The following is a 22,382-nucleotide window of genomic DNA, read 5'->3' on the forward strand; positions in this document are numbered from 1 at the left end:
GCTGAAATTAGAGGGTGCCGCACACTTTGTCAGTCAGTTCCGCCGGGAACTGCATGAGCTGCATGATGTGTTCGATCATGCTGCGTTTGCGACCTGTGTTGGTATTCGTGATAACCCAATACGGCGTTCCTGGAACGTGTTTAGGCTTGGTATGGATGCCGTTTTGCAGCAGTGTTTGCTGGTCACCGGCAAAATAAGTGCGCGTGCGGCCGGTCAAAGAGTCGGTCGCAGCAGCAAATTCTTTCGCGTTCAGGCTGTACAAGGTCGACAGAATCAGCATAAAGCGATTCACCGCCTTGGTCTGCTCGGCGTATTCATCGGAAAGCAGCAGTTCGCGAACGGCGCGGACTTTATCACGCGACGTCGGTGCCGCAACGGCAGCCGGTTTTTCCTGAACGACTGTGCCCGGAATGTTAGCCGCTGGCGCGGCAGGAGCGGTCTGACCGGCAGTAAACTTCAACATACGGCGCAAAATATCAGACGCACTTTCACCGATAGCTTGTGTGTGGCTGGCAATGTAGCGGTAGAGTTCTTCGTCAACCTCAATAGTTTTCATCTTTATCCAGTACTGTTTTTCTACTTAATTTGTTCAAAAGGATTATACAAATTTCTACGCGTTTACAAACAGGGAATCGTGCCGCGAAGCAAAAAGCAGAATTATTACCTTTCGCTGCATGCTGGCCCCGGCCTGTTCTTCTCCACGTAGTAAAATCCCGCTCAGGCATCTGGCAGAAAACTTTCTGTTTTAAAAATTATCCGCCACTCATGATAACCTAATGAGATTGTTTATCTGTATGAACTTCGCCATGAAATTACATTATCGCCTGCAAGAACCTGAAGTCTCTGGCAGCACAGCCCTGCCGGTTTTGTTAATCCACGGTTTGTTCGGAACCCTCGATAATCTGGGGGTTCTGGCCCGCGACCTGAAACAAGAGCATAGAGTGTTGCAGGTAGATTTGCGTAATCACGGCCAGTCCGGGCGCTCGCAAGAGATGTCCTACGCCGCGATGGCGCAGGATTTGGTGGAAACGTTAGAAGAAGTCGGTTTCCAAAAAATCATCGTTATCGGCCACTCCATGGGCGGAAAAGCCGCGATGGCGCTGACGGCGCTTATCCCGGATCGCATCGAAAAGCTGATCGCCATTGATATCGCCCCTGTGGATTATCACACCCGCCGCCACGACGAAATTTTTGCTGCGATCAATGCCGTGACCGCCGCCGGTGCGCGCGATCGCACGTCCGCCACCGCCTCCATGCAAGAGCATATAAAGGAAGACGGCGTGATCCAGTTTCTGCTGAAATCATTCCAGCAGGGAGAATGGCGTTTCAACGTGCCGGTTTTGATGAGTGAATACGAAACGATTATCGGCTGGGAGAACGTGCCCGCGTGGGATCACCCGGCGTTATTCATTCGCGGCGGCCTGTCGCCGTATGTGCAGGACGCCTACCGTGAAGATATCGCCCGCCAGTTCCCACAGGCAAAAGCCTATGTGGTCGCCGGAACCGGTCACTGGGTTCACGCGGAAAAACCTGACGCCGTACTGCGCGCTGTGCATCGATTCATCGATTCGCCTGAGGTTTAACATCCTGGGGATAAATTGTGCAAAAAGTCTGCACAACTTCAGAAGTTATCATGAAATCAGGGCAATCAGGCGTTGTGAACTCCTGGCGCGCTAGGGTATGATTGCGCGCTATAATTTTGCCGCCCCGTTTCGCTCAGGTTGAGTGGCGGGGGGTGAATTGGGTCAGGGTTTCTTAGCCCGTAATGTGTGAAACGCTCGTCAGGAATCGGCTTGCCGTTTTCCGATGTAAAAACTTCCCTGGTTGTACCGCTACCTATGGCAAAAGAACAACTGGATCGCACGACGATTGATCTGTTCGCAGATGACCGCCGTCCGGGGCGTCCAAAAACTAATCCGCTATCCCGTGATGAACAGCTCAGGATCAACAAGCGCAACCAGTTACGCCGCGATAAAGCGAGCGGTCTGCGTCGCGTCGAGCTGAAAATGAACGCCGATGCTGTTGATACACTCAATAAGCTGGCAGAAGAACGCAATATCAGTCGTAGCGAATTGATTGAAGAGATGCTGCTGGCGCATCTTAACGGTCATGAAGGCTGATTGAAAACGGGTAACCTTCTCAGGCTACCCGTTTGTTTTTTCTCTTTATACTGCTCAATATTTTACTTCACTGCATCACTCAGAACGTTTCCCAGTTTTCCGAACTTTTCGCAGAAATCATTCCCGTATCAGGCCGTAATAACGGCGCAGAAATCATCCCCGCAGGTTTTGACCCGACGCGCGTAACGTTGTCTCGCAGTTTGAACGTCGCAACGGCGTTATTGAGCAACGCGGCCTGCTCTTCCAGAGAAACGGCGGCCTGAGATGCCTGTTCCACCAGCGAGGCGTTTTGCTGTGTAACGCTGTCCATCTGCGTGACGGCTACGGCTACCTGACTGATACCTTTGCTTTGCTCATCGGACGCAGACGCGATTTCCGCCATGATATCGGTGACATGCGTAATCGAACGCACCACTTCGTCCATGGTCTGCCCCGCGTTTTCCACCAGTTTGGATCCGCTATCAACGCGGGAAACCGATTCACTGATAAGCTGCTCAATCTCTTTCGCTGCCTGCGCACTGCGCTGTGCCAGATTGCGCACTTCGCTGGCGACGACGGCAAATCCGCGCCCCTGTTCGCCTGCGCGTGCGGCTTCTACCGCGGCATTCAGCGCCAGAATGTTAGTCTGGAAAGCGATGCTGTTGATGACGGACGTTATCTCAGCAATCTTTTTCGAACTGCCGGAAATATCTTTCATGGTGCTGACAACGTCGGCCACAATGTTACCGCCTTTGCGGGCGGTGCCGGACGCTTCAATCACCAGCTGGCTGGCGTGATGGGCGTTGTCGGCGTTGTGTTTCACCGTTGCGGTCAGTTCTTCCATGCTGGCCGCCGTTTCTTCCAGCGCCGAGGCCTGCTCTTCCGTACGCGAAGAGAGATCGTTATTACCGGCAGAAATCTCAGAAGCCCCCTGATAGATGTTGTTGGTACAGTTGCGGATGGTTTGCACCGTGTTTACCAGACTGGCCTGCATGATGTTGAGTAACGGGATCAGCTTACCGGCACAGTTTTTACCAAACTCTTCCATGTGATTTGTCAGGTCACCGCTGGCAATCAGTGCAAACTGATCGCGGATCTTATCCAGCGGTTTCACCAGCGCCATCACCAGATAACGATCGGTCAGCAGTAAAATTATCAGGCCGATAATAAATGCGGTGATCTGAATCACTTTGCTGACGTAGGTCAGGTGGTTAGATTCCGTTTGTGCCGTGCTGAAATCCACCGCAATCTGGTTGCTGACTTTTTGCATTGCCGCGCCAAAATCACGGCTCAGTGGCGGAACGGTGGCGTTCGCTAACTGATTGTACACATCGATATTTTTGCTGCTGGCAGCCTCAAACAACGGGGTGACACCCTGGGCAACGAGACTCTCCCAGCTGGCAAGCAACTCCTGAACTGCAGATTCTTCCAGGCCCGGATGTGCCGCGGCTTTAAATCCCGCCAGAGCCTGAGTCAGGCCATCGAGAGACTGTTTTGCGGTATCAAAAATTTCCGGCCCTTTGGTCGGATCGGCCTGAAGCTGCGAGACGGCTCGGCTCAAGCGGGTGACGGTGCGAAAATACTGATCATTTCCTTTGCTGATCAGCGCCATATTGTTGACGAGTTCGGAACTGTTCCTGGTGTTTTGGGTCAGTGTGTTAAGCGAGTTGACGGTGTAAAGCGATACACCGGCCCACATGACGCAAAAAACGCCAAGAATGATTAATAAAGCGGTCCTGATGGTAATGTTTTTCAAAAACTGCACGATATGCCTCTCTCGAAACATGACTGTTTCTGGTCTGAGGATTGAGGGGGATGCGGAGAATCAAGACACGTAACCAGCGGACGGGTGCCTCTGGACATGTTTGAACACCTCTCCGGGCATCGATTTCTTTATTATGTTGAGATTGCTCTCGCATCATCTATCGGCTGGACGTGCTTAAACTTAAGGAGTGTGTCGGATTATTTCTTCACTTTGCTTTTAACCTCAATAACTTTGAGGTTAAAGACAGACTTTCAAAAGACACGAAGGCGATAACACTTAAAAAGTTTGGCCGATAAACTTATTCGTCAGTTAAGAAGGCGAGCGGAAGCATATTCTCCGCCCCGCGAGTTTGCTATTATCAGCGTTATTATTGCCTGCAATGCAGGGCTTATCATTGAGAACAAGAGGTTAGACATCTTATGGCCGTAGTAGGAATCTTCTTTGGATCCGATACAGGTAACACCGAAAACATCGCAAAAATGATCCAGAAACAACTGGGTAAAGATGTTGCTGAGGTGCATGACATTGCGAAGAGCAGCAAAGAGGATCTGGAAAAATTCGATATCTTGCTGATCGGTATTCCAACCTGGTATTACGGTGAAGCCCAGTGTGACTGGGATGACTTCTTCCCAAGCCTGGAAGAGATCGACTTCGAAGGTAAGCTGGTTGCGCTGTTTGGCTGTGGCGATCAGGAAGACTATGCAGAATATTTCTGTGACGCACTGGGCACCGTGCGCGACATCATTGAGCCACGCGGCGCGGTGATTGTGGGTCACTGGCCAACAGAAGGCTATCATTTCGAAGCCTCTAAAGGTCTGGCCGATGATAAACACTTCATCGGACTGGCGATTGACGAAGACCGTCAGCCTGAATTAACCAATGAGCGCGTTGATGCGTGGGTTAAGCAAATTACAGAAGAATTAAGCCTTTCAGAAATTATTGGCTAAAAACCCTGTTGGCCCTGAGGATTTATTCTACAATTGAAGGGCCAAACTATTACTGAAATTAACAATTTAGCCACAACAAAATTGTTACTTTCAGTAGTATCAAGGTACACTGAGTTCATCTGTTTTTTCTATCGATCAAGTCGTTGCATTCTCTGATGTGACCGGCATTTAGTGATCTTTATTAACAGGCAATCGTTTAGGGGATCGGCACACTTCCGTTAAACGAAGGATCCTAAACGAACAATTTTGTGCCGCTGATGCCACAGGCTCCATGCCTCAACTTGATTAGCACATAGTAACAGGACTGAATCCGCATGACTGACAACAACACCGCACTGAAGAAAGCCGGCTTAAAAGTCACGCTTCCGCGCCTTAAAATCCTGGAAGTGCTGCAAGCGCCGGAAGGTCATCACGTGAGTGCGGAAGATCTGTACAAACAACTGATTGATATGGGTGAAGAGATTGGTCTGGCGACGGTTTACCGTGTTCTGAACCAGTTTGATGACGCCGGTATCGTAACGCGTCATAACTTCGAAGGCGGCAAATCCGTATTCGAACTGACCCAGCAACATCACCATGACCACCTGATCTGTTTAGATTGTGGCCGCGTGATTGAATTCCGCGACGAATATATCGAAGGTCGTCAGCGTGAAATCGCTAAGAAACATGGTATCAAACTGACCAACCACAGCCTGTACTTGTACGGCCACTGTGAAGCAGGCGATTGCCGCGAAGATGATTCTTTGCACAATGATAAACCCGCGCAGTAATCTGCCCGGTTCGGCGAAGTTGCCGTTAACGTAAAGCCTTAACTAACCGCTGAAAAGCGGTTTTTTTTGGCCTGAGCGCTGAACATCAGATATAAAAAACCCCGGAGAACCGGGGTTTCGTTTTTTTAGCCTCAGGCGGTTTCGCTTAAAGCTTATCGGTCACCGGCTCTGCGCGGCGAAAGCCTGCACCCTCGGCAGAGGCTGGGCGTATCCAGACATCACCGGTAATTTGCGGTTTTGGCGTATCATCATAATGATGCCAGTGCGTTGAGTCTGAATTTTTTCCATCTCCAACCTCATCCTTAATTCGTGGGTTTAGGTGAATTATTCGCTCTGATTTCCTGCCAGATTTTGCCGCAGTCGTCGGCGTAAGCCTGGCCGTCCCCGGTTTTACGCGCGGTAAGGCAGCGCTGGTAATCCACCACGCGCACTGTTTCCTGTTCGGCAAATTGCTTGTGCGCTTTTTCCTGTTTCAGGACGTCAAGAACCGTCTGGCACGAGGCTATTTTGTCCGGCGATCCTTCCGCCTTGTTGATACAGACGCTGTAGGCATCACGCAATTTGGTGTCTTCTTTTTGCGCCGTTGTCGGAGCACAGCCTGCAAGGAAAACGGAAGTAACAACGATCATTAGTAATTTATTCATCGACATGGCGACCTCAGAAAATAGTGAATGGAGCGATAACGATGAATTTGACGTCTTTTTCATCCTGGAAGATGTTGCCGTAACCACCGCCCCAGCTCGGGATATCCGAATGGTTGTCGTACTGGGTGTAATGCAGTTTGAACAGCGTGCCTTTGGCGCGGCCTTCCTGAATGGTGTACAGCGCGTCCAGACTCCAGGCGCTCTCTTTCAGGCGCTGGCTCTGGTCATAAGCCGCATTGGTGCTTGGCTTGGCGTCCCATGCGTAAACGTAAGAACCGCCCACCGCGAAGCCCGGCAGATCCCATTTCGCCAGATCGTATAACACCCCGGCATAGACCGCTTTTTCACCGTTGGCGTTGAAGTCAGAACGGTTATCCCACCACACGTCAAGACGACCGTTAGATGAGGAATAAGTCGGTGTCATACGCTGCAGGAAATACCCCTGATTCCCTTCTGCCTTGACCATCGTCCCTTCAAGACGCCAGTTGAACTGGCCTGTGGTGTAGCCGAATGTCAGTGCCTGCAACCAGGCGAGACCGTCATACAAACTGTTCGGATCGTTCTTGTCGCTGATGCGGTCTTCCGCACCGTAGAACTGGTAGCTGGTGGTCAGCGGATTGCCCAGCAGATCGACCTTATAGGACGCTTTGGCAAAGTACTGATCGACGTAGCTTTCCGCTTCGCCATAGGCCGCTTCGAGGACGAAATCATTTTTAAAATCATATTTCGCGCCGAGGGAATGAATGTAGGAGACACCGGTTTTCTTGTCATTCTGGCGGAAATCATCCATTTCCAGATGCCACGGCGATTTGTATTCGTCCGCCCACATGTAAGAGAAACTCAGCTCGCCCGGTTCGCCGAAATCATGTTTATAACCGGCTTCCGCGCCGCGATAGGTGCCCGGCATGAAGCTCCAGTGCGGAGCGATCAGCGTCTGCCCGGTAGGCTGGATGTAACCCGCATGTCCCCAGAAACCGCCATATTTAAATTTACCCGCGGCTTTGTACAGGCTGACCCCGCCCTTATCGCCGGAGTAATCTTCGTCGTAGGCGTGGTTTTTGGAAGAGAACGCGATTTCGTTCGGGTGCCCGCTGTCGCTGGCTTCAGCCAGCTCAATCGCAGTAAAAGCTGCGACGTCGATACCGAACATATCCCACGCATAACCGGAGGAGAAATCCAGATTCAGGTTGGCGGTGGAGTGAGAAAGGTTAGTGGCATATTTATCGTAATCAGGGTTGTTGACCGTAACTTTCGAGCCATCAGGTCGGGTTTCTTCTTTAGTCTTATTCAGATCTTTGCGATCACGCTCGCGCTGCCAGTAATAAACTCCGCCAGTCAGCGTGGAATCATCAATAAAGCCTTCCGCTCTGACTTCCTGAGAAAAAGTCATTCCGCCACCCAGTAAGGTGCCAGCCAGAGTGTACATCACAGGTTTCAGATAAGCCGATCCCCTGCCCCGGTTAAGGTGCTTGTGCATAGAAATTCCTCATTTTGACTAAAAAAGATGGTGCAAAACCCAAACGGGTATTAAAAGCGGCCGCCAGAGGCGTAACCGTAAAAAGCAGGTTAAGAGTATTTTTCGCGACGCGAATTATCAATGAGTAATTAATCATTGTTCTCTGAAGTATGACAAAGTGCACATAAAGATGAAAAAGTGTAACAGAAACGACTCAGGAGGGATTAAACAGCCAAAAAACACTAAATAACCAGAATTTCAGAGAGTTAAAATAAATAACCACATACTTTACACGTTTCAGCATTCATAAAGTGGTTAAATCAGGGAGCTAAAAAGTGACCATCAAAAACACATTAATTCGCGATGAAAATCAAACACACCATTTTCCAGACATAAAAAAACGCAGCCGAAGCTGCGTTGAGTCAGACGTGATATTTCAGTCAGGCGACGGGTTTGCTTTCCCAGGTGTCGCGAAGGCCGACGGTGCGGTTGAACACCAGATGCTCAGCACTTGAATAGCGGCTGTCGGCACAGAAGTAACCTTCACGTTCGAACTGCACACTGACTTCTGCCTGAGCAGCGGCCAGAGACGGCTCAACGAAGCCCTGAGCAATCACCAGAGATTCCGGGTTGATGGTGGTCAGGAAATCTTCAGCCTGGCCAGGGTTCGCAACGCTGAACAGACGGTCATACAGGCGAAATTCTGCCGGTTTACCTTCAGAAGCAGAAACCCAGTGAATCACGCCTTTCACCTTACGGCCATCTGCGGGATCTTTGCTCAGCGTATCGATATCGTAAGAACAGAAGATGGTGGTGATATTCCCTTCCGCGTCTTTCTCGATGTGTTCCGCTTTGATCACATACGCATTGCGCAGGCGAACTTCTTTGCCCAGCACCAGACGTTTGTACTGTTTGTTCGCTTCTTCGCGGAAATCAGCCTGATCGATGTAAATCTCACGGGTGAACGGCACTTCGCGGGTACCCATTTCCGGCTTGCTCGGATGATTCGGCATTTTCACCATTTGCACGTCATCACCGGTGAAGTTCTCAATGACCACTTTAACCGGGTTAATAACGGCCATGGCGCGCGGTGCGTTTTCGTTCAGATCGTCACGAATACAGGATTCCAGCGCCATCATTTCAACGTTGTTGTCCTGCTTGGTCACGCCGATACGACGGCAGAATTCGCGGATAGACGCAGCGGTATAACCACGGCGACGCAGACCGGAAACAGTCGGCATACGCGGATCGTCCCAACCTTCTACAATCTTATCCGTCACCAGCAGGTTCAGCTTACGCTTGGACATGATGGAGTATTCAAGATTCAGACGGGAGAACTCATACTGACGCGGATGGCATGGAATAGTGATGTTATCCAGTACCCAGTCGTACAGACGGCGGTTGTCCTGGAATTCCAGCGTACACAGTGAATGTGTGATTCCTTCCAGCGCATCGGAAATGCAGTGAGTGAAATCGTACATCGGGTAGATGCACCATTTTGTGCCAGTCTGATGATGTTCGGCAAACTTAATACGGTAGATGACCGGATCGCGCATCACGAAGAATGGCGACGCCATATCGATTTTGGCACGCAGGCAAGCGGCACCTTCGGCGAATTCACCGTTACGCATTTTTTCGAACAGCGCGATATTTTCTTCCACACTGCGATCGCGATACGGGCTGTTTTTGCCCGGTGCGGTCAGCGAACCACGGTATTCGCGAATTTGATCGGGAGACAGTTCGTCAACGTACGCCAGACCTTTGTTGATTAGCTCCAGCGCGTATGCGTGCAGTTGATCGAAATAGTCTGAGGAGTAGTGAATATCACCGCTCCAGTCGAAGCCCAGCCACTGGACGTCGTGTTTGATCGACTCAACGAATTCGATGTCTTCTTTTGCCGGGTTAGTATCGTCAAAACGCAGATTGCACTGACCCTGGTAGTCTTGCGCAATGCCGAAATTCAGGCAGATAGACTTCGCATGGCCGATATGCAAATAGCCATTAGGCTCAGGCGGGAAACGGGTGTGAACGGTATTGTGTTTCCCGGTCGCCAGATCTTCATCAATAATCTGACGGATAAAATTTGTTGGGCGGGCTTCAGCCTCACTCATTGTGCAATTCCTCTACGCAACATTGACTCTACGGATAACCGCTTATGTTCCAACAAGCCACGTCGGGAAACAACCGTTAGTTGCATAAAATCGTGGTTATCCCTTTACGGGCTGTCCGAAAACAATAAAAAACGGGAAGAGATCGCTCTCTTCCCGTTCTGACTGTCTTTACTAAACAGTGTTTACTTAAACCTTATCACTCAGACAAAAAGATTATTTGCCCTGGATATCGAACAGTTTAGTCTGTCCGGCCACCACGGAACCGCTCGCCAGAGAAACAACACCGGTGTAATCATCGATATTGCTGACCACAACCGGGCTTATCATTGAGCGCGCGTTGGCGTTCAGATAATCCAGATCCAGTTCCAGAACAGGCTGACCGGCAGTCACTGTCGCACCCTCTTCGACCAGGCGGGTAAAGCCCTTACCATTAAGCGTGACGGTATCAATCCCCATGTGAACCACCACTTCAGCACCAGAAACGGTTTCCAGGCAGAAAGCATGATTGGTATTGAAGATTTTAACGATAGTACCCGCAGCAGGCGAGACTACGGTTTTACCGGTCGGGCGGATCGCAACGCCGTCACCGACAGCTTTGCTGGCGAAGGCTTCATCAGGTACTTGATCCAGCGCCACAACATCACCCGTTACCGGAGACACCAGCGTTTCCACCACGGTTTTCAACGTGTTTGGCACAGCCTGTGGAGCAGCTTTAGTGGTCACTACCGGCGCAGCCGTTGCCACACCTGCGGCAACCGGGCCACGTGCAATCACTTTCTTCATAGCATCTGCCAGAGATTCGGCTTTTGCACCAACGATAACCTGAATGCTTTGTTTATTCAGACGAACGATACCGGATGCGCCAAGACGTTTACACGCTGCGTCATCCACGGTGCCGGCATCTTTCACGTTCAGACGCAGACGGGTAATACAGGCATCAATGCCTTTGAAGTTGTCAGACCCACCCAGTGCACCAATGTAGCTCAGCGCCAGCTGGTTCAGGCCTTCTTCTGTATTGCTGTTCGCTTCCGGCGCGCCCATGTTTTCAATGTCGTCTTCACGACCCGGCGTTTTCAGGTTGAACATGCGGATAATCACGCTGAACAGAACGAAGTAGATGATGAAGAACACAACGCCCATCACCAGTAACATCCAGACGTTTTTACTTGCCGCTGGCAGGTTGTACATCAACGCGTAGTCGATGGCACCCGCAGAGAAGGAGAAGCCTGCGTGAATACCCAGAGCCGTTGCGACGTACAGGCTGATCCCGGTCAGGATGGCGTGCACTAAATAGAGCAGCGGAGCGAGGAACATGAACAGGAATTCTAATGGCTCGGTCACACCAGTCAGGAACGCGGTCACTGCTACGGAAACCAACATACCCCCGACCAATGGACGACGTTCTTTAGGCGCTGCGAAATACATGGCAAATGCCGCACCAGGCAGACCGAACATCATGATTGGGAAGAAGCCGGACATGAACATCCCCGCCGTGCCGTCACCCGCGTAGAAGCGGTTGATGTCACCGTGGAACACAGTACCGGCAGCATTGGTGAAATCACCAATCTGGAACCATGCGATGGTGTTCAGAACCTGATGCAGACCGGTTGGGATCAACAGACGGTTTACGAAACCGAAGATGCCCGCACCGAATGCGCCAGCGCCCACGATCCACTCACCACCGGCGCGGATTGCATCCTGCACCGGAGGCCAGATGTAACCAAAGATAGCGGCAAGAACCAGACAGAAGAAGCCGGTTGCGATAGGAACGAAACGTTTCCCACCGAAGAAGCTCAGGAAGTCAGGCAGTTTAATATCAGACCAGCGGTTGTAGACCATACCGCCGACCAGACCGGTGATGATACCCGCCAGAACACCCATATTAACGGCCGGGTTGATGGTGATCATCGCTTTGGTCAGGATGAAGTAACCGATACCGCCGGCTAAAGCAGCCGCACCTGCGTTGTCTTTAGACCAGCTCGACGCCACACCGATAGCGAAGATTAATGCGAGGTTATCGAAAATCCCGCCACCGGCTTGCGCGATGAAAGGCATGTTAAGAAGATCAGGCTGTCCGAAGCGCAGCAATAACGCAGCGACCGGTAGTACGGCTATAGGCAGCTGTAGCGCTCTGCCTAAACGCTGAAAGAATCCAAGAATATTCACATTTCCCCCTATCCGCCGTCAGGCGAATCACCTAAGTAGTTTAATTAGTATGGTTACTACCTTTACTCTTTACTGTTCCGATTTAACCGACTGCACTGCGAGTGTAAAAAGATTATTTCGTATCGCAAATTAAAACCTCTCTTTTTGTGATAATTGTCACCAAAAAGAGGTGATAACATGCCATCAGACTGGTCAACACACAAAACTTATTTTATTATTAAAAAAATCTAGACGGTATTGTGCCAGCCATAAACTTTCACGGTGGTTTACGCTTAACAAGACCGCCTTTGAACCGAAGAACTTTGCTTGAGCTTTGTCTACGTATATCCGAAGTCATCCGTTGCGACTAAGGGTATAAACAGTATATTCAATATTCTGAAACTAGAGGTACGTGATGAGACTGATTCCTTTAAACACCACCACTGAAGTTGGCAAATGGGCTGCACGACATATCGTTGAACGCATCAATGCCTTCAAACCGACTGCCGAACGTCCTTTCATTCTGGGCCTTCCTACCGGTGGCACCCCGCTTGAAGCTTACAAACACCTTATCGCCATGCATAAAGCAGGCCAGGTTAGCTTCAAAAACGTCGTGACCTTTAACATGGATGAATATGTTGGCCTGCCACAGGAACACCCTGAGAGCTATCATACCTTCATGTACAAAAACTTCTTTGATCACGTTGATATCCCAAGCGAAAATATCAACCTGCTGAATGGTAATGCGCCAGATATCGACGAAGAATGTCGCCAGTACGAAGCAAAAATTAAATCCTACGGCAAAATTAACCTGTTTATGGGTGGCGTGGGTAACGACGGTCACATTGCTTTCAATGAACCCGCTTCTTCGCTGGCTTCCCGTACGCGTATCAAAACGCTGACGCACGAAACCCGTATCGCGAACTCCCGTTTCTTCGACAACGATGTGTCTCAGGTGCCAAAATACGCCCTGACCGTTGGCGTGGGTACGCTGCTGGATGCAGAAGAAGTGATGATTCTGGTTACCGGTCACGCGAAAGCGCAGGCTCTGGAAGCGGCAGTTGAAGGCAACATTAACCACATGTGGACCATCAGCTGTCTGCAACTGCACGCTAAAGCCGTGATGGTGTGTGACGAACCGTCCACCATGGAACTGAAAGTCAAAACTGTGAAATATTTCCGCGAGTTAGAAGCGGAAAACATGAAGAATCTTTAATTTAAAATTATGCCCAAAGCCAGTCACGCTACGTCAAGGCGGCACGAAGCAAATCTCCGGGAGCTTACGCAAGTCAGTGACCGGAGTGAGGCAGCCAACGCAGCAGCAGCGTGACTGGAGAAGGGCGAACGTACTAGGGGGCATGATGTACGCATTAATTAATGGTCGGATTTATACCGGTCACGACGTTCTGGATAACCACGCGGTGGTGATTGCCGATGGCAAAATCGAACGTGTTTGTCCGGTCAGCGAACTGCCGGCAAATGTGGAAACCCGCAGTCTGGACGGTGCCATTCTTGCCCCCGGATTTATCGATCTGCAACTGAACGGTTGCGGTGGCGTGCAGTTTAACGATTCTCTGGAAGCTATTTCCGTAGAAACGTTAGAAATCATGCAGAAAGCCAATGAAAAATCCGGCTGTACCAGTTTCCTGCCGACGCTGATCACCTGTAGCGATGACTACATGAAACACGGTATCAGCGTCATGCGCACCTATCTGGAAAAATATCCTAATCAGGCGCTGGGTCTGCACCTCGAAGGGCCGTACCTGAGCCCGGTGAAAAAAGGCACCCACAATCCGGCCTTTATCCGCCTGCCGGACAGCGCGATGATTGATTTCCTGTGTGCCAACGCTGAGGTGATTACCCAACTCACCCTCGCGCCCGAGCAGGTCGATGCAAAATACATTCGCCAGCTGCGTGATGCAGGCATTGTGGTGTCAGCGGGTCATTCCAACTCAACCTATGAGCAGGCGCGCGCAGGTTTTGCCGCCGGGATCTCGTTTGCTACGCACCTTTATAATGCAATGCCTGCCATTACCGGCCGCCAGCCTGGCCTGATTGGTGCAATTTTCGATACACCAGAAGTCTATACCGGCGTTATCGCCGACGGGCTGCACGTGGATTGGGCAAATATCCGCAACGCGAAAAAACTGAAAGGCGACAAGCTGGTGCTGGTCACTGACGCCACAGCGCCTGCCGGGGCAAATATTGATGAGTTCATTTTTGCCGGTAAAACAATATACTACCGTGATGGACTCTGTGTGGACGAAAACGGAACACTGAGCGGCTCAGCGCTGACCATGATCGAAGCGGTACAAAACAGTGTCGAACATGTCGGAATCGCTCTGGATGAAACGCTGCGTATGGCATCGCTTTATCCGGCACGCGCGATTGGTTTCGATGACCGCTTAGGCAGCATCGAAGCAGGTAAAGTCGCCAACCTCACCGCGTTCACTCATGATTTTAAAATCACAAAAACTATCGTTAACGGTGACGAAGTTTAATTGAGCGGATAAAAGTATTGATGACAACTGGCGGACAGCAGGCACAAATCGGCAACGTTGATCTGGTTAAGCAGTTAAACGGCGCGGCGGTTTACCGCCTGATTGATCAACAGGGGCCCATTTCGCGCATTCAGATTGCCGACGTGAGCCAGCTCGCGCCCGCCAGTGTTACCAAAATTACCCGACAGTTACTTGAGCGCGGCCTGATTAAAGAGGTGGAGCAACAGGCGTCCACCGGGGGCCGTCGCGCAATTTCAATCATCACCGAAGCCCGCCCCTTTCATACCATTGCTGTGCGCCTGGGTCGCCATGATGCGACCATCACGCTCTATGATCTGAGCGCCAAATCACTGGCCGAACAACATTACGCCCTGCCGGAACGCACTCAGGAAACGCTGGAGAACGCGCTGTTTGAGTCGATCGCGCAATTTATCGAGCTGAACCAACGCAAAATTCGCGAGCTGATTGCCATTTCCGTCATCCTTCCTGGCTTAGTTGATCCGAATAAAGGCATCGTTCGCTACATGCCGCACATCAGCGTGGGTGCGTGGAAATTAGTGGATGCACTGGAAGCCCGGTTCAAAGTGACCAGTTTTGTCGGCCACGATATCCGCAGTCTGGCTCTCGCCGAGCACTACTTCGGTGCAACCCGCGACTGTCAGGACTCTATTTTGGTTCGTTTACATCGCGGAACCGGTGCCGGGATTATCGTTAACGGACAGATATTCCTCGGCAGTAACGGCAACGTCGGTGAGATCGGACACATTCAGATAGACCCGTTGGGCGAGCGCTGCCATTGCGGGAATTTCGGTTGTCTGGAAACCGTTGCCGCTAATGCCGCCATTGAAAACCGCGTGCGTCATCTGCTGACCCAGGGCTATGCCAGCAAGCTCAGCCTCAATGACTGTTCGATTACCGCCATTTGCAAAGCGGCGAACCGCCATGATGCGCTGGCCACGGAAGTCATCGACCATGTCGGGCGTCAGTTAGGCAAAGCGGTATCTATAGCCATCAACCTGTTTAATCCGCAGAAAGTGGTGATCGCCGGTGAAATTACCGAGGCCGATAAAGTGCTGCTGCCTGCCATCCAGAACTGTATTAATGCTCAGGTGCTAAAAGATTTTCGCCGTAATTTGCCGGTGGTGACCTCGGAACTGAACCATCAGTCGGCGATTGGCGCCTTTGCGCTGGTTAAACGCGCGATGCTCAATGGCGTTCTTTTACAGCGTCTGCTGGAAAATTAAGACGTGCTATAGTCTTTGGCTGCCAGAAATGGAGCTGGAAAAGTGGGTTTATAAATCATGACGATTAAGAATGTAATCTGTGACATTGATGGCGTGCTGTTGCACGACAACACCGCGGTACCCGGCGCAGACAAGTTTCTCGCCCGTATTCAGGAACAGGGAATGCCTTTGGTCATTCTCACCAACTACCCTTCCCAGACCGCGCAAGATTTGGCAAACCGCTTCAGCGCGGCGGGTTTGGATGTGCCGGAAAGCGCCTTCTTTACATCGGCAATGGCCACCGCTGATTTTCTCAAACGTCAGGAAGGCAAGAAAGCCTACGTCGTTGGCGAAGGTGCGCTGATCCACGAATTATATAAAGCCGGTTTCACCATTACCGACATCAATCCTGACTTTGTGATTGTTGGCGAGACCCGATCTTATAACTGGGACATGATCCATAAAGCGGCGTTCTTCGTTGCCAACGGTGCACGCTTTATCGCGACGAATCCCGATAACCACGGCCACGGATTTACCCCGGCCTGTGGTGCGCTGTGTGCCCCTATCGAAAAAATCACTGGCCGCAAACCGTTTTATGTCGGTAAACCGAGCCCGTGGATCATCCGCTCAGCCCTCAATAAAATGCAGGCGCATTCCGATGGCACGGTAATTGTCGGCGACAATTTGCGTACTGATATTTTGGCCGGTTTTCAGGCGGGTTTAGAAACAATCCTGGTGCTGTCCGGCGTTTCCACGCTGAACGATATCGAGGGGATGCCTTTCCGCCCGACGTGGATTTATCCGTCGGTTGCCGATATCGACATCATTTAACGTCGTCTGTTAAGTCTTTGAAAACGAGCCAGGACGTCTGTTCTGGCTCGTTTTTTTTCGTCTTGTTGATTGTTTTATATCCACTTTCCTGATTTTTTGCCGCCCTCTCAATTTTTCGCGATATAAATGACGATTCATTAATAATATGACCATTAAACTGAGAATTCGCTAAAGATCTGCACCCCTCAACATACTATTTCTCAGAAGAGTGTTAAACCGCTTGCACAGCATGGGGGTTTTGACGCATTTTCATAGTCAGCAACGCAACATCGCCAGACTAAAACAGAAAGAACGGCAACGTTGACCCTCATAAAAATGACAGCCAGAGAAAGTTAGGGAGAAAGACTTATGTGTTCAATTTTCGGTGTGCTCGATATTAAAACTGACTCCGTCGAGCTGCGCAAAAAAGCGCTGGAACTTTCGCGCCTGATGCGCCACCGCGGACCAGACTGGTCCGGCGTATTTGCCAGCGATAAAGCGATTTTGTCGCACGAACGTCTGTCGATTGTCGACGTCAACAACGGCGCACAGCCGCTGTACAACGCAGCACACACCCACGTTCTGGCCGTTAACGGCGAAATCTACAACCACCAGGCACTGCGCGCTGAATTGGGCGACAAGTACGAATTCCAGACCGCGTCTGACTGCGAAGTCATCCTGGCGCTGTATCAGGAAAAAGGTCACGACTTCCTCGATGAACTGCAAGGCATGTTCGCCTTCATTCTGTATGACACGGAAAAAGATGCATACCTGATTGGCCGTGACCACCTGGGCATCATCCCGCTTTACATGGGTTACGACGAACACGGCAACATGTATGTGGCTTCTGAAATGAAAGCGCTGGTGCCGGTTTGCCGCACCATCAAAGAATTCCCGGCAGGCAGCTATCTGTGGAGTCAGGACGGCGAAATCCGCGAATATTACCATCGCGACTGGTTCGATTATGACAACGTCAAAGACAATGTCACGGATGCCAAAGCGCTGAAAGACGCGCTGGAAGAGTCCGTAAAAAGCCACCTGATGTCCGACGTGCCTTACGGTGTACTGCTCTCCGGTGGTCTGGATTCCTCGGTGATTTCTGCGATCACCAAGAAATTTGCCGGTCGCCGCATTGAAGATAAAGATCAAAGCGAAGCCTGGTGGCCGCAGCTGCACTCCTTTGCCGTCGGTCTGGAAGGTTCTCCGGATTTGCGCGCTGCACAGGAAGTCGCCACGCATTTGGGCACCGTGCACCATGAAATTCATTTCACCGTGCAGGAAGGTCTGGATGCTATCCGCGATGTTATCTATCACATCGAAACGTATGACGTGACCACTATTCGTGCCTCAACGCCGATGTATCTGATGTCACGTAAAATTAAAGCAATGGGCATCAAAATGGTGTTGTCCGGCGAAGGTGCCGATGAAGTGCTGGGCGGTTACCTGTACTTCCATAAAGCGCCAAACGCCAAAGAATTCCATGAAGAAACCGTGCGTAAACTGCTGGCTCTGCATATGTATGACTGCGCGCGCGCTAACAAAGCGATGTCTGCATGGGGTGTGGAAGCACGCGTACCGTTCCTGGATAAAAAATTCCTCGACGTGGCTATGCGCCTGAACCCGAAAGACAAAATGTGTGGCAACGGCAAGATGGAAAAACATATCCTGCGTGAATGTTTCGAGTCTTATTTACCGCACAGCGTCGCATGGCGTCAGAAAGAACAATTCTCCGACGGCGTGGGCTACAGCTGGATTGATACGTTAAAAGAAGTGGCCTCTCAGCAGATCACCGATCAACAGCTTGAAACGGCGCATTTCCGTTTCCCGTACAACACGCCAACGTCCAAAGAAGGCTACTTATACCGTACGATCTTCGAAGAACTGTTCCCGGTACCCAGCGCCGCAGAATGCGTCCCTGGCGGTCCTTCAGTGGCCTGTTCTTCGGCGAAAGCGATTGAGTGGGATGAAGCGTTCAAAAACATGGACGACCCTTCTGGCCGTGCAGTCGGCGTTCATCAGTCCGCCTATAAATAACCGATTGTCGGGTTAATCTCCTCCTTATAAATGGGCCTCTTGCGGCCCATTTTTTTATGGGTAAAGGCAGTAAAAATAATGTCTTTTGCCCAATTAATCACCAGAGTGGTCATAACCCAGACAAATGGACGCTATCAGGGCTTTTTCTCCAAAAAAGGTGTTGACGCAAAACGGTCATATACGCATAATGCGCCCCGCAACGCCGATGAAGGTAGCGCGAAAAAAGATGGCTACGTAGCTCAGTTGGTTAGAGCACATCACTCATAATGATGGGGTCACAGGTTCGAATCCCGTCGTAGCCACCATCTTTTTGCGGGAGTGGCGAAATTGGTAGACGCACTAGATTTAGGTTCTAGCGCCGCAAGGTGTGCGAGTTCAAGTCTCGCCTCCCGCACCATTTCCAGACATCGGCAGCACAGTTGGGGTATCGCCAAGCGGTAAGGCACTGGTTTTTGATACCAGCATTCCCTGGTTCGAATCCAGGTACCCCAGCCATACTTCTCTCTTTTAATTGGTAAGCACTTGAAATTTATTATTAAGTTAGTTAAATTAGTGCTTGAAGTTTTGAAGTAAATCAGTAAAATTTGGCTACGTAGCTCAGCTGGTTAGAGCACATCACTCATAATGATGGGGTCACAGGTTCAAATCCCGTCGTAGCCACCATTTTACAACTACGCGTTTTAAGCAGGTTGTAGAAAGAAGTAAGAAACACCATTGGGGTGTCGCCAAGCGGTAAGGCTCTGGTTTCTGATACCAGCATACCCAGGTTCGAATCCTGGCACCCCAGCCACATTAGAAAGGCCCGAATTTATTCGGGCCTTTTGCTTTTCTGCGATTTAAAGACAGATTCAAAAAGGCTGATCGTTTTTCAACGTCAGCCTTTTTTCATTAAATCCCAAGTGCGTATTTCAGTGCTCTGGTTTTCAAACCTCCAGCGCGCTCAGCAGTCATCAGTGCCAGATTACGCAACACTTTTACCGGTGCTAAATCATTGCTGAAAGCGGTATAAAACAAGTCCATCCCGCTTTGCATCATCAAATTATCCAGACGGCGCTGGCGCTGATAGCGCAGCAACACGCGCTCGCTGCTCCACGCTTCACCGCTTTCACGCGCTTTTTCCAGCACCGACAGCAACGCTTCGACATCGCGATAACCGAGATTTACGCCCTGTCCGGCCAGCGGATTAATGGTGTGTGCTGCATCCCCCACCAGCGCCAGTCCCGGTAAAACATAACGCTGCGCATGACGGCGAACCAGTGGGAAAGCGCCCGAGGACAATGCCGTGACCTTCCCAAGTCGTGCCGGGAATGCCTGCATGACTTCGGTGGTCAACTGTTTCATGTTCAGCGTTTGCAGATATCGGATACGCTGCGGACTGTCGTACCAGACCAGCGATGCCTGATGGCCAAACAGCGGCAGAAATGCACGCGGGCCTGAAGGGAAAAATTGCTGCCAGGTGACATCCTGATCCGGAGTTTCGGTTTCAACGTTAATCAGCATACAGTTCTGGCGGTATTGCCAGCCATCCACGCCGATCCCTGCCAGCTGGCGCACCAGCGAATTCGCACCATCGGCGGCAACCACCAGCTGCGTGTGCAGCAGTTCACCCGTCGTTAGCTGAAGCGACCAGGTTTTGTCGTCATGCTGTAAAAGATGGCGCAGTTTGGCCGGACAAAAGCGGGTCAGATTTGAGAAGCCATCAAATTGTTGCCACAGCGCACGCTGAAGAACACGGTTCTCGACCATGAATCCCAATTCAGGCAGCCCGAGTGATTGCGCATCAAACTTTACTTCGGAGCCATCGACCTCCCAGGTTTCAAGCCGGCGATATGGCACAGAGCGCATTTGCTCGACTGAAGGCCATGCACCCAGTTTCTTAAGGAAACGCACCGACGCGCAGCCAATAGCAGAAATTCTTAAATCAGCGGGCGCTGACGGGTCAAAGACGGCAGGCTCTTCATTTTCGATTAATGCCACCTGAAGCCCCTGCTGCGCAAGGCCCAGAGCCGCAGCGGCGCCCACCATGCCACCGCCGACGATCACTGCATCAAATAACTTCTCAGAATTATTCATTTTATTCCGGCTTTTTATTCAGTTCATTAAACAAAGTGTACCGGATTTTTGAGTCAGCATCAGGACCTAAGCTGCTTTCCTGCGCTGGTCACCACCGGAGTGAGGGTTTACAATAGTGCTTCTGAATTGCGCTCTGCGCTGCGGCATTGCCAAACACCCGTATTTTCCTTTGTTTTGAGTACTGACACGCTGATGACTAAAAAACTGCACATAAAAACCTGGGGCTGCCAGATGAATGAATATGATTCATCTAAAATGGCTGACCTTCTCGAAAGCACCCACGGTTACCAGCTCACAGATAATGCCGAAGAGGCTGATATCCTTCTGCTGAATACCTGTTCAATCAGGGAAAAAGCACAGGAGAAAGTTTTCAGCCTGCTGGGACACTGGAAGTTACTCAAAAAGAAAAACCCGGACGTGATTATTGGCGTAGGCGGCTGCGTGGCATCGCAGGAAGGCGAATTACTGCGCAAACGTGCGCCGTGCGTAGATATCGTCTTTGGTCCGCAAACCTTGCACCGCCTGCCGGAAATGGTGAACCACGTGCGCGGCACGCATAGCCCGGTGGTAGACATCAGCTTTCCGGAAATTGAAAAATTCGACCGTCTGCCGGAACCTCGCGCCGATGGTCCGACAGCGTTCGTCTCGATCATGGAAGGCTGCAATAAGTATTGCAGCTTCTGCGTAGTGCCCTACACCCGTGGCGAAGAAGTCAGCCGCCCGTGTGATGACGTTCTGTTTGAAGTCGCTCAGCTGGCGGCACAGGGCGTGCGTGAGGTAAACCTGCTCGGCCAGAATGTGAACGCCTATCGCGGCGAAGCCTTTGAAGGGGGCATTTGCACATTTGCTGAGTTGCTGCGTCTGGTGGCCACGATTGACGGCATTGACCGCATCCGCTTCACCACCAGCCACCCGGTTGAATTTACTGACGATATTATCGAAGTCTATAAAGACACACCTGAAGTGGTCAGCTTCCTGCACCTGCCTATTCAAAGCGGTTCGGATCGTATTTTAACGATGATGAAGCGTCCGCATACGGTGCTGGAATACAAATCGACTATTCGCAAATTACGCGCCGCGCGTCCTGATATCCATTTCAGCTCTGACTTCATCATCGGTTTCCCCGGCGAAACCAACGACGATTTCGAACGCACGATGGACTTGATTGCACAGGTGAATTACGACGTCAGTTTCAGTTTCATCTATTCCCCACGTCCGGGCACACCGGCGGCGGATATGGTGGATGACGTCGGAATGGATGAGAAGAAACAGCGTCTGGCGCTGTTACAGGAGCGGATCACGCAACAAGTGATGCGTTTTAGCCGCGCCACGCTGGGCACCGTTCAGCGCATTCTTGTCGAAGGCACCTCGCGAAAAGATATTATGGAACTGACCGGCCGCACCGAGTGTAACCGCGTGGTCAATTTCGAAGGCACGCCGGACATGATTGGCAAATTTGTCGATGTGGAAATCGTCGATGTCTATACCAACTCATTGCGTGGCGTGGTGGTGCGTACCGAAGAGCAAATGGCGCTGCGCCTGCATGAGTCTCCGCAGTCAGTCATCGCCCGCACCCGTAAAGAGAATGAATTAGGCGTTGGAATGTATCAACCCTGAGCCATCACGACGATGTATGGCAGCACATTCACAGGGCGCTTCGGCGTCCTGTTTCTATTGAGAATTTGTGCAGTGCTAAGTCCTTCAGGGTTTAATTTTCCGAGAAAGGCCGCATATCCGGATGAAGGTGCCTGCAACTGTCACCGCAGCGCAGCATATTTTGCCAAGGGCATGTATTATTAACTCA

Annotated in this window: 17 protein-coding genes and 5 tRNA genes; 15 read left to right on the plus strand and 7 right to left on the minus strand. The window is 51.0% G+C overall.

The genetic code is table 11. The annotated features are described in order from the left end of the window. Positions 1 to 7 precede the first annotated feature (7 nt). Positions 8 to 556, minus strand: a complete 549-nt coding sequence (seqA, locus tag TU92_RS20470; protein ID WP_112169000.1) for a replication initiation negative regulator SeqA — start codon at positions 554 to 556, stop codon at positions 8 to 10. A gap of 238 nt (positions 557 to 794) precedes the next feature. Here seqA and ybfF point away from each other — a divergent pair, with 238 nt between their 5' ends. Together ybfF and ybfE are read left to right on the plus strand one after the other, a co-directional pair. After that, the gene (ybfF, locus tag TU92_RS20475) at positions 795 to 1,583 is read left to right on the plus strand and encodes an esterase (RefSeq protein WP_112169001.1); all 789 of its coding nucleotides are present in this window, start codon (positions 795 to 797) and stop codon (positions 1,581 to 1,583) included. Between the two features lie 255 nt (positions 1,584 to 1,838). Further along, a complete protein-coding gene (gene ybfE, locus TU92_RS20480) occupies positions 1,839 to 2,120 on the plus strand; it encodes a LexA regulated protein (RefSeq protein ID WP_056772022.1) in 282 nt (93 codons plus the stop codon). Between the two features lie 79 nt (positions 2,121 to 2,199). Here the strand turns inward: ybfE and TU92_RS20485 are convergent, their stop codons facing one another. Continuing rightward, complete coding sequence (locus TU92_RS20485) at positions 2,200 to 3,864, minus strand: methyl-accepting chemotaxis protein (RefSeq protein ID WP_112169002.1); 1,665 nt, start codon at positions 3,862 to 3,864, stop codon at positions 2,200 to 2,202. 419 nt (positions 3,865 to 4,283) lie between these two features. On the opposite strand from TU92_RS20485, the gene fldA reads away from it, so the two are divergent. Both fldA and fur read left to right on the plus strand, forming a co-directional pair. Then, positions 4,284 to 4,811 carry a flavodoxin FldA gene (gene fldA, locus TU92_RS20490; protein WP_056771565.1) on the plus strand — a complete coding sequence of 176 codons (528 nt, stop codon included), beginning with the start codon at positions 4,284 to 4,286 and terminating at the stop codon, positions 4,809 to 4,811. Positions 4,812 to 5,125: 314 nt separating this feature from the next. Next, positions 5,126 to 5,581 (plus strand): ferric iron uptake transcriptional regulator, encoded by a 456-nt coding sequence (gene fur, locus TU92_RS20495; RefSeq protein WP_013576469.1) that lies wholly within the window; start codon positions 5,126 to 5,128, stop codon positions 5,579 to 5,581. Positions 5,582 to 5,883: 302 nt separating this feature from the next. On the opposite strand, the gene chiQ is transcribed toward fur, so the two are convergent. From chiQ to nagE, 4 genes are all read right to left on the minus strand, one after another. Beyond that, positions 5,884 to 6,225 (minus strand): ChiQ/YbfN family lipoprotein, encoded by a 342-nt coding sequence (chiQ, locus tag TU92_RS20500; RefSeq protein ID WP_112169095.1) that lies wholly within the window; start codon positions 6,223 to 6,225, stop codon positions 5,884 to 5,886. Between the two features lie 13 nt (positions 6,226 to 6,238). Further along, positions 6,239 to 7,702 (minus strand): chitoporin ChiP, encoded by a 1,464-nt coding sequence (chiP, locus tag TU92_RS20505; protein ID WP_112169003.1) that lies wholly within the window; start codon positions 7,700 to 7,702, stop codon positions 6,239 to 6,241. 419 nt (positions 7,703 to 8,121) lie between these two features. Next, positions 8,122 to 9,792 (minus strand): glutamine--tRNA ligase, encoded by a 1,671-nt coding sequence (gene glnS / locus TU92_RS20510; RefSeq protein ID WP_112169004.1) that lies wholly within the window; start codon positions 9,790 to 9,792, stop codon positions 8,122 to 8,124. Between the two features lie 213 nt (positions 9,793 to 10,005). After that, positions 10,006 to 11,958 carry a PTS N-acetyl glucosamine transporter subunit IIABC gene (gene nagE, locus TU92_RS20515; protein WP_112169005.1) on the minus strand — a complete coding sequence of 651 codons (1,953 nt, stop codon included), beginning with the start codon at positions 11,956 to 11,958 and terminating at the stop codon, positions 10,006 to 10,008. 394 nt (positions 11,959 to 12,352) lie between these two features. Here nagE and nagB point away from each other — a divergent pair, with 394 nt between their 5' ends. The 10 genes from nagB to TU92_RS20565 all read left to right on the plus strand — a co-directional run bounded on the left by nagB (position 12,353) and on the right by TU92_RS20565 (position 19,295). Further along, a complete protein-coding gene (gene nagB, locus TU92_RS20520; protein ID WP_112169006.1) occupies positions 12,353 to 13,153 on the plus strand; it encodes a glucosamine-6-phosphate deaminase in 801 nt (266 codons plus the stop codon). Between the two features lie 145 nt (positions 13,154 to 13,298). Further along, on the plus strand, positions 13,299 to 14,438 hold the full coding sequence (nagA, locus tag TU92_RS20525; protein WP_112169097.1) for an N-acetylglucosamine-6-phosphate deacetylase: 1,140 nt from the start codon (positions 13,299 to 13,301) through the stop codon (positions 14,436 to 14,438). Between the two features lie 20 nt (positions 14,439 to 14,458). After that, positions 14,459 to 15,682, plus strand: coding sequence for a DNA-binding transcriptional regulator NagC (gene nagC / locus TU92_RS20530; RefSeq protein ID WP_112169007.1), 1,224 nt, complete (start codon positions 14,459 to 14,461; stop codon positions 15,680 to 15,682). 57 nt (positions 15,683 to 15,739) lie between these two features. Further along, the gene (locus TU92_RS20535) at positions 15,740 to 16,492 is read left to right on the plus strand and encodes an HAD-IIA family hydrolase (RefSeq protein WP_112169008.1); all 753 of its coding nucleotides are present in this window, start codon (positions 15,740 to 15,742) and stop codon (positions 16,490 to 16,492) included. A gap of 348 nt (positions 16,493 to 16,840) precedes the next feature. After that, positions 16,841 to 18,505 (plus strand): asparagine synthase B, encoded by a 1,665-nt coding sequence (gene asnB / locus TU92_RS20540; RefSeq protein WP_112169009.1) that lies wholly within the window; start codon positions 16,841 to 16,843, stop codon positions 18,503 to 18,505. A gap of 228 nt (positions 18,506 to 18,733) precedes the next feature. Then, positions 18,734 to 18,810, plus strand: a tRNA-Met gene (locus TU92_RS20545). A 7-nt stretch (positions 18,811 to 18,817) separates the two neighbouring features. Continuing rightward, positions 18,818 to 18,902: transfer RNA gene (locus TU92_RS20550), tRNA-Leu, on the plus strand. A 23-nt stretch (positions 18,903 to 18,925) separates the two neighbouring features. Then, positions 18,926 to 19,000, plus strand: a tRNA-Gln gene (locus TU92_RS20555). Positions 19,001 to 19,091: 91 nt separating this feature from the next. Next, positions 19,092 to 19,168: transfer RNA gene (locus TU92_RS20560), tRNA-Met, on the plus strand. A gap of 52 nt (positions 19,169 to 19,220) precedes the next feature. Continuing rightward, positions 19,221 to 19,295, plus strand: a tRNA-Gln gene (locus TU92_RS20565). Between the two features lie 98 nt (positions 19,296 to 19,393). Here TU92_RS20565 and ubiF read toward each other — a convergent pair. Then, a complete protein-coding gene (ubiF, locus tag TU92_RS20570) occupies positions 19,394 to 20,578 on the minus strand; it encodes a 3-demethoxyubiquinol 3-hydroxylase (RefSeq protein ID WP_112169010.1) in 1,185 nt (394 codons plus the stop codon). A gap of 192 nt (positions 20,579 to 20,770) precedes the next feature. Between ubiF and miaB the strand changes: the two genes are divergently transcribed. Next, the gene (gene miaB / locus TU92_RS20575; RefSeq protein ID WP_112169011.1) at positions 20,771 to 22,195 is read left to right on the plus strand and encodes a tRNA (N6-isopentenyl adenosine(37)-C2)-methylthiotransferase MiaB; all 1,425 of its coding nucleotides are present in this window, start codon (positions 20,771 to 20,773) and stop codon (positions 22,193 to 22,195) included. Positions 22,196 to 22,382: the final 187 nt, after the last annotated feature.

The sequence above is a fragment of the Rahnella inusitata genome, from assembly GCF_003263515.1.
In the GTDB taxonomy this organism is placed as follows: Bacteria; Pseudomonadota; Gammaproteobacteria; order Enterobacterales; family Enterobacteriaceae; genus Rahnella; species Rahnella inusitata.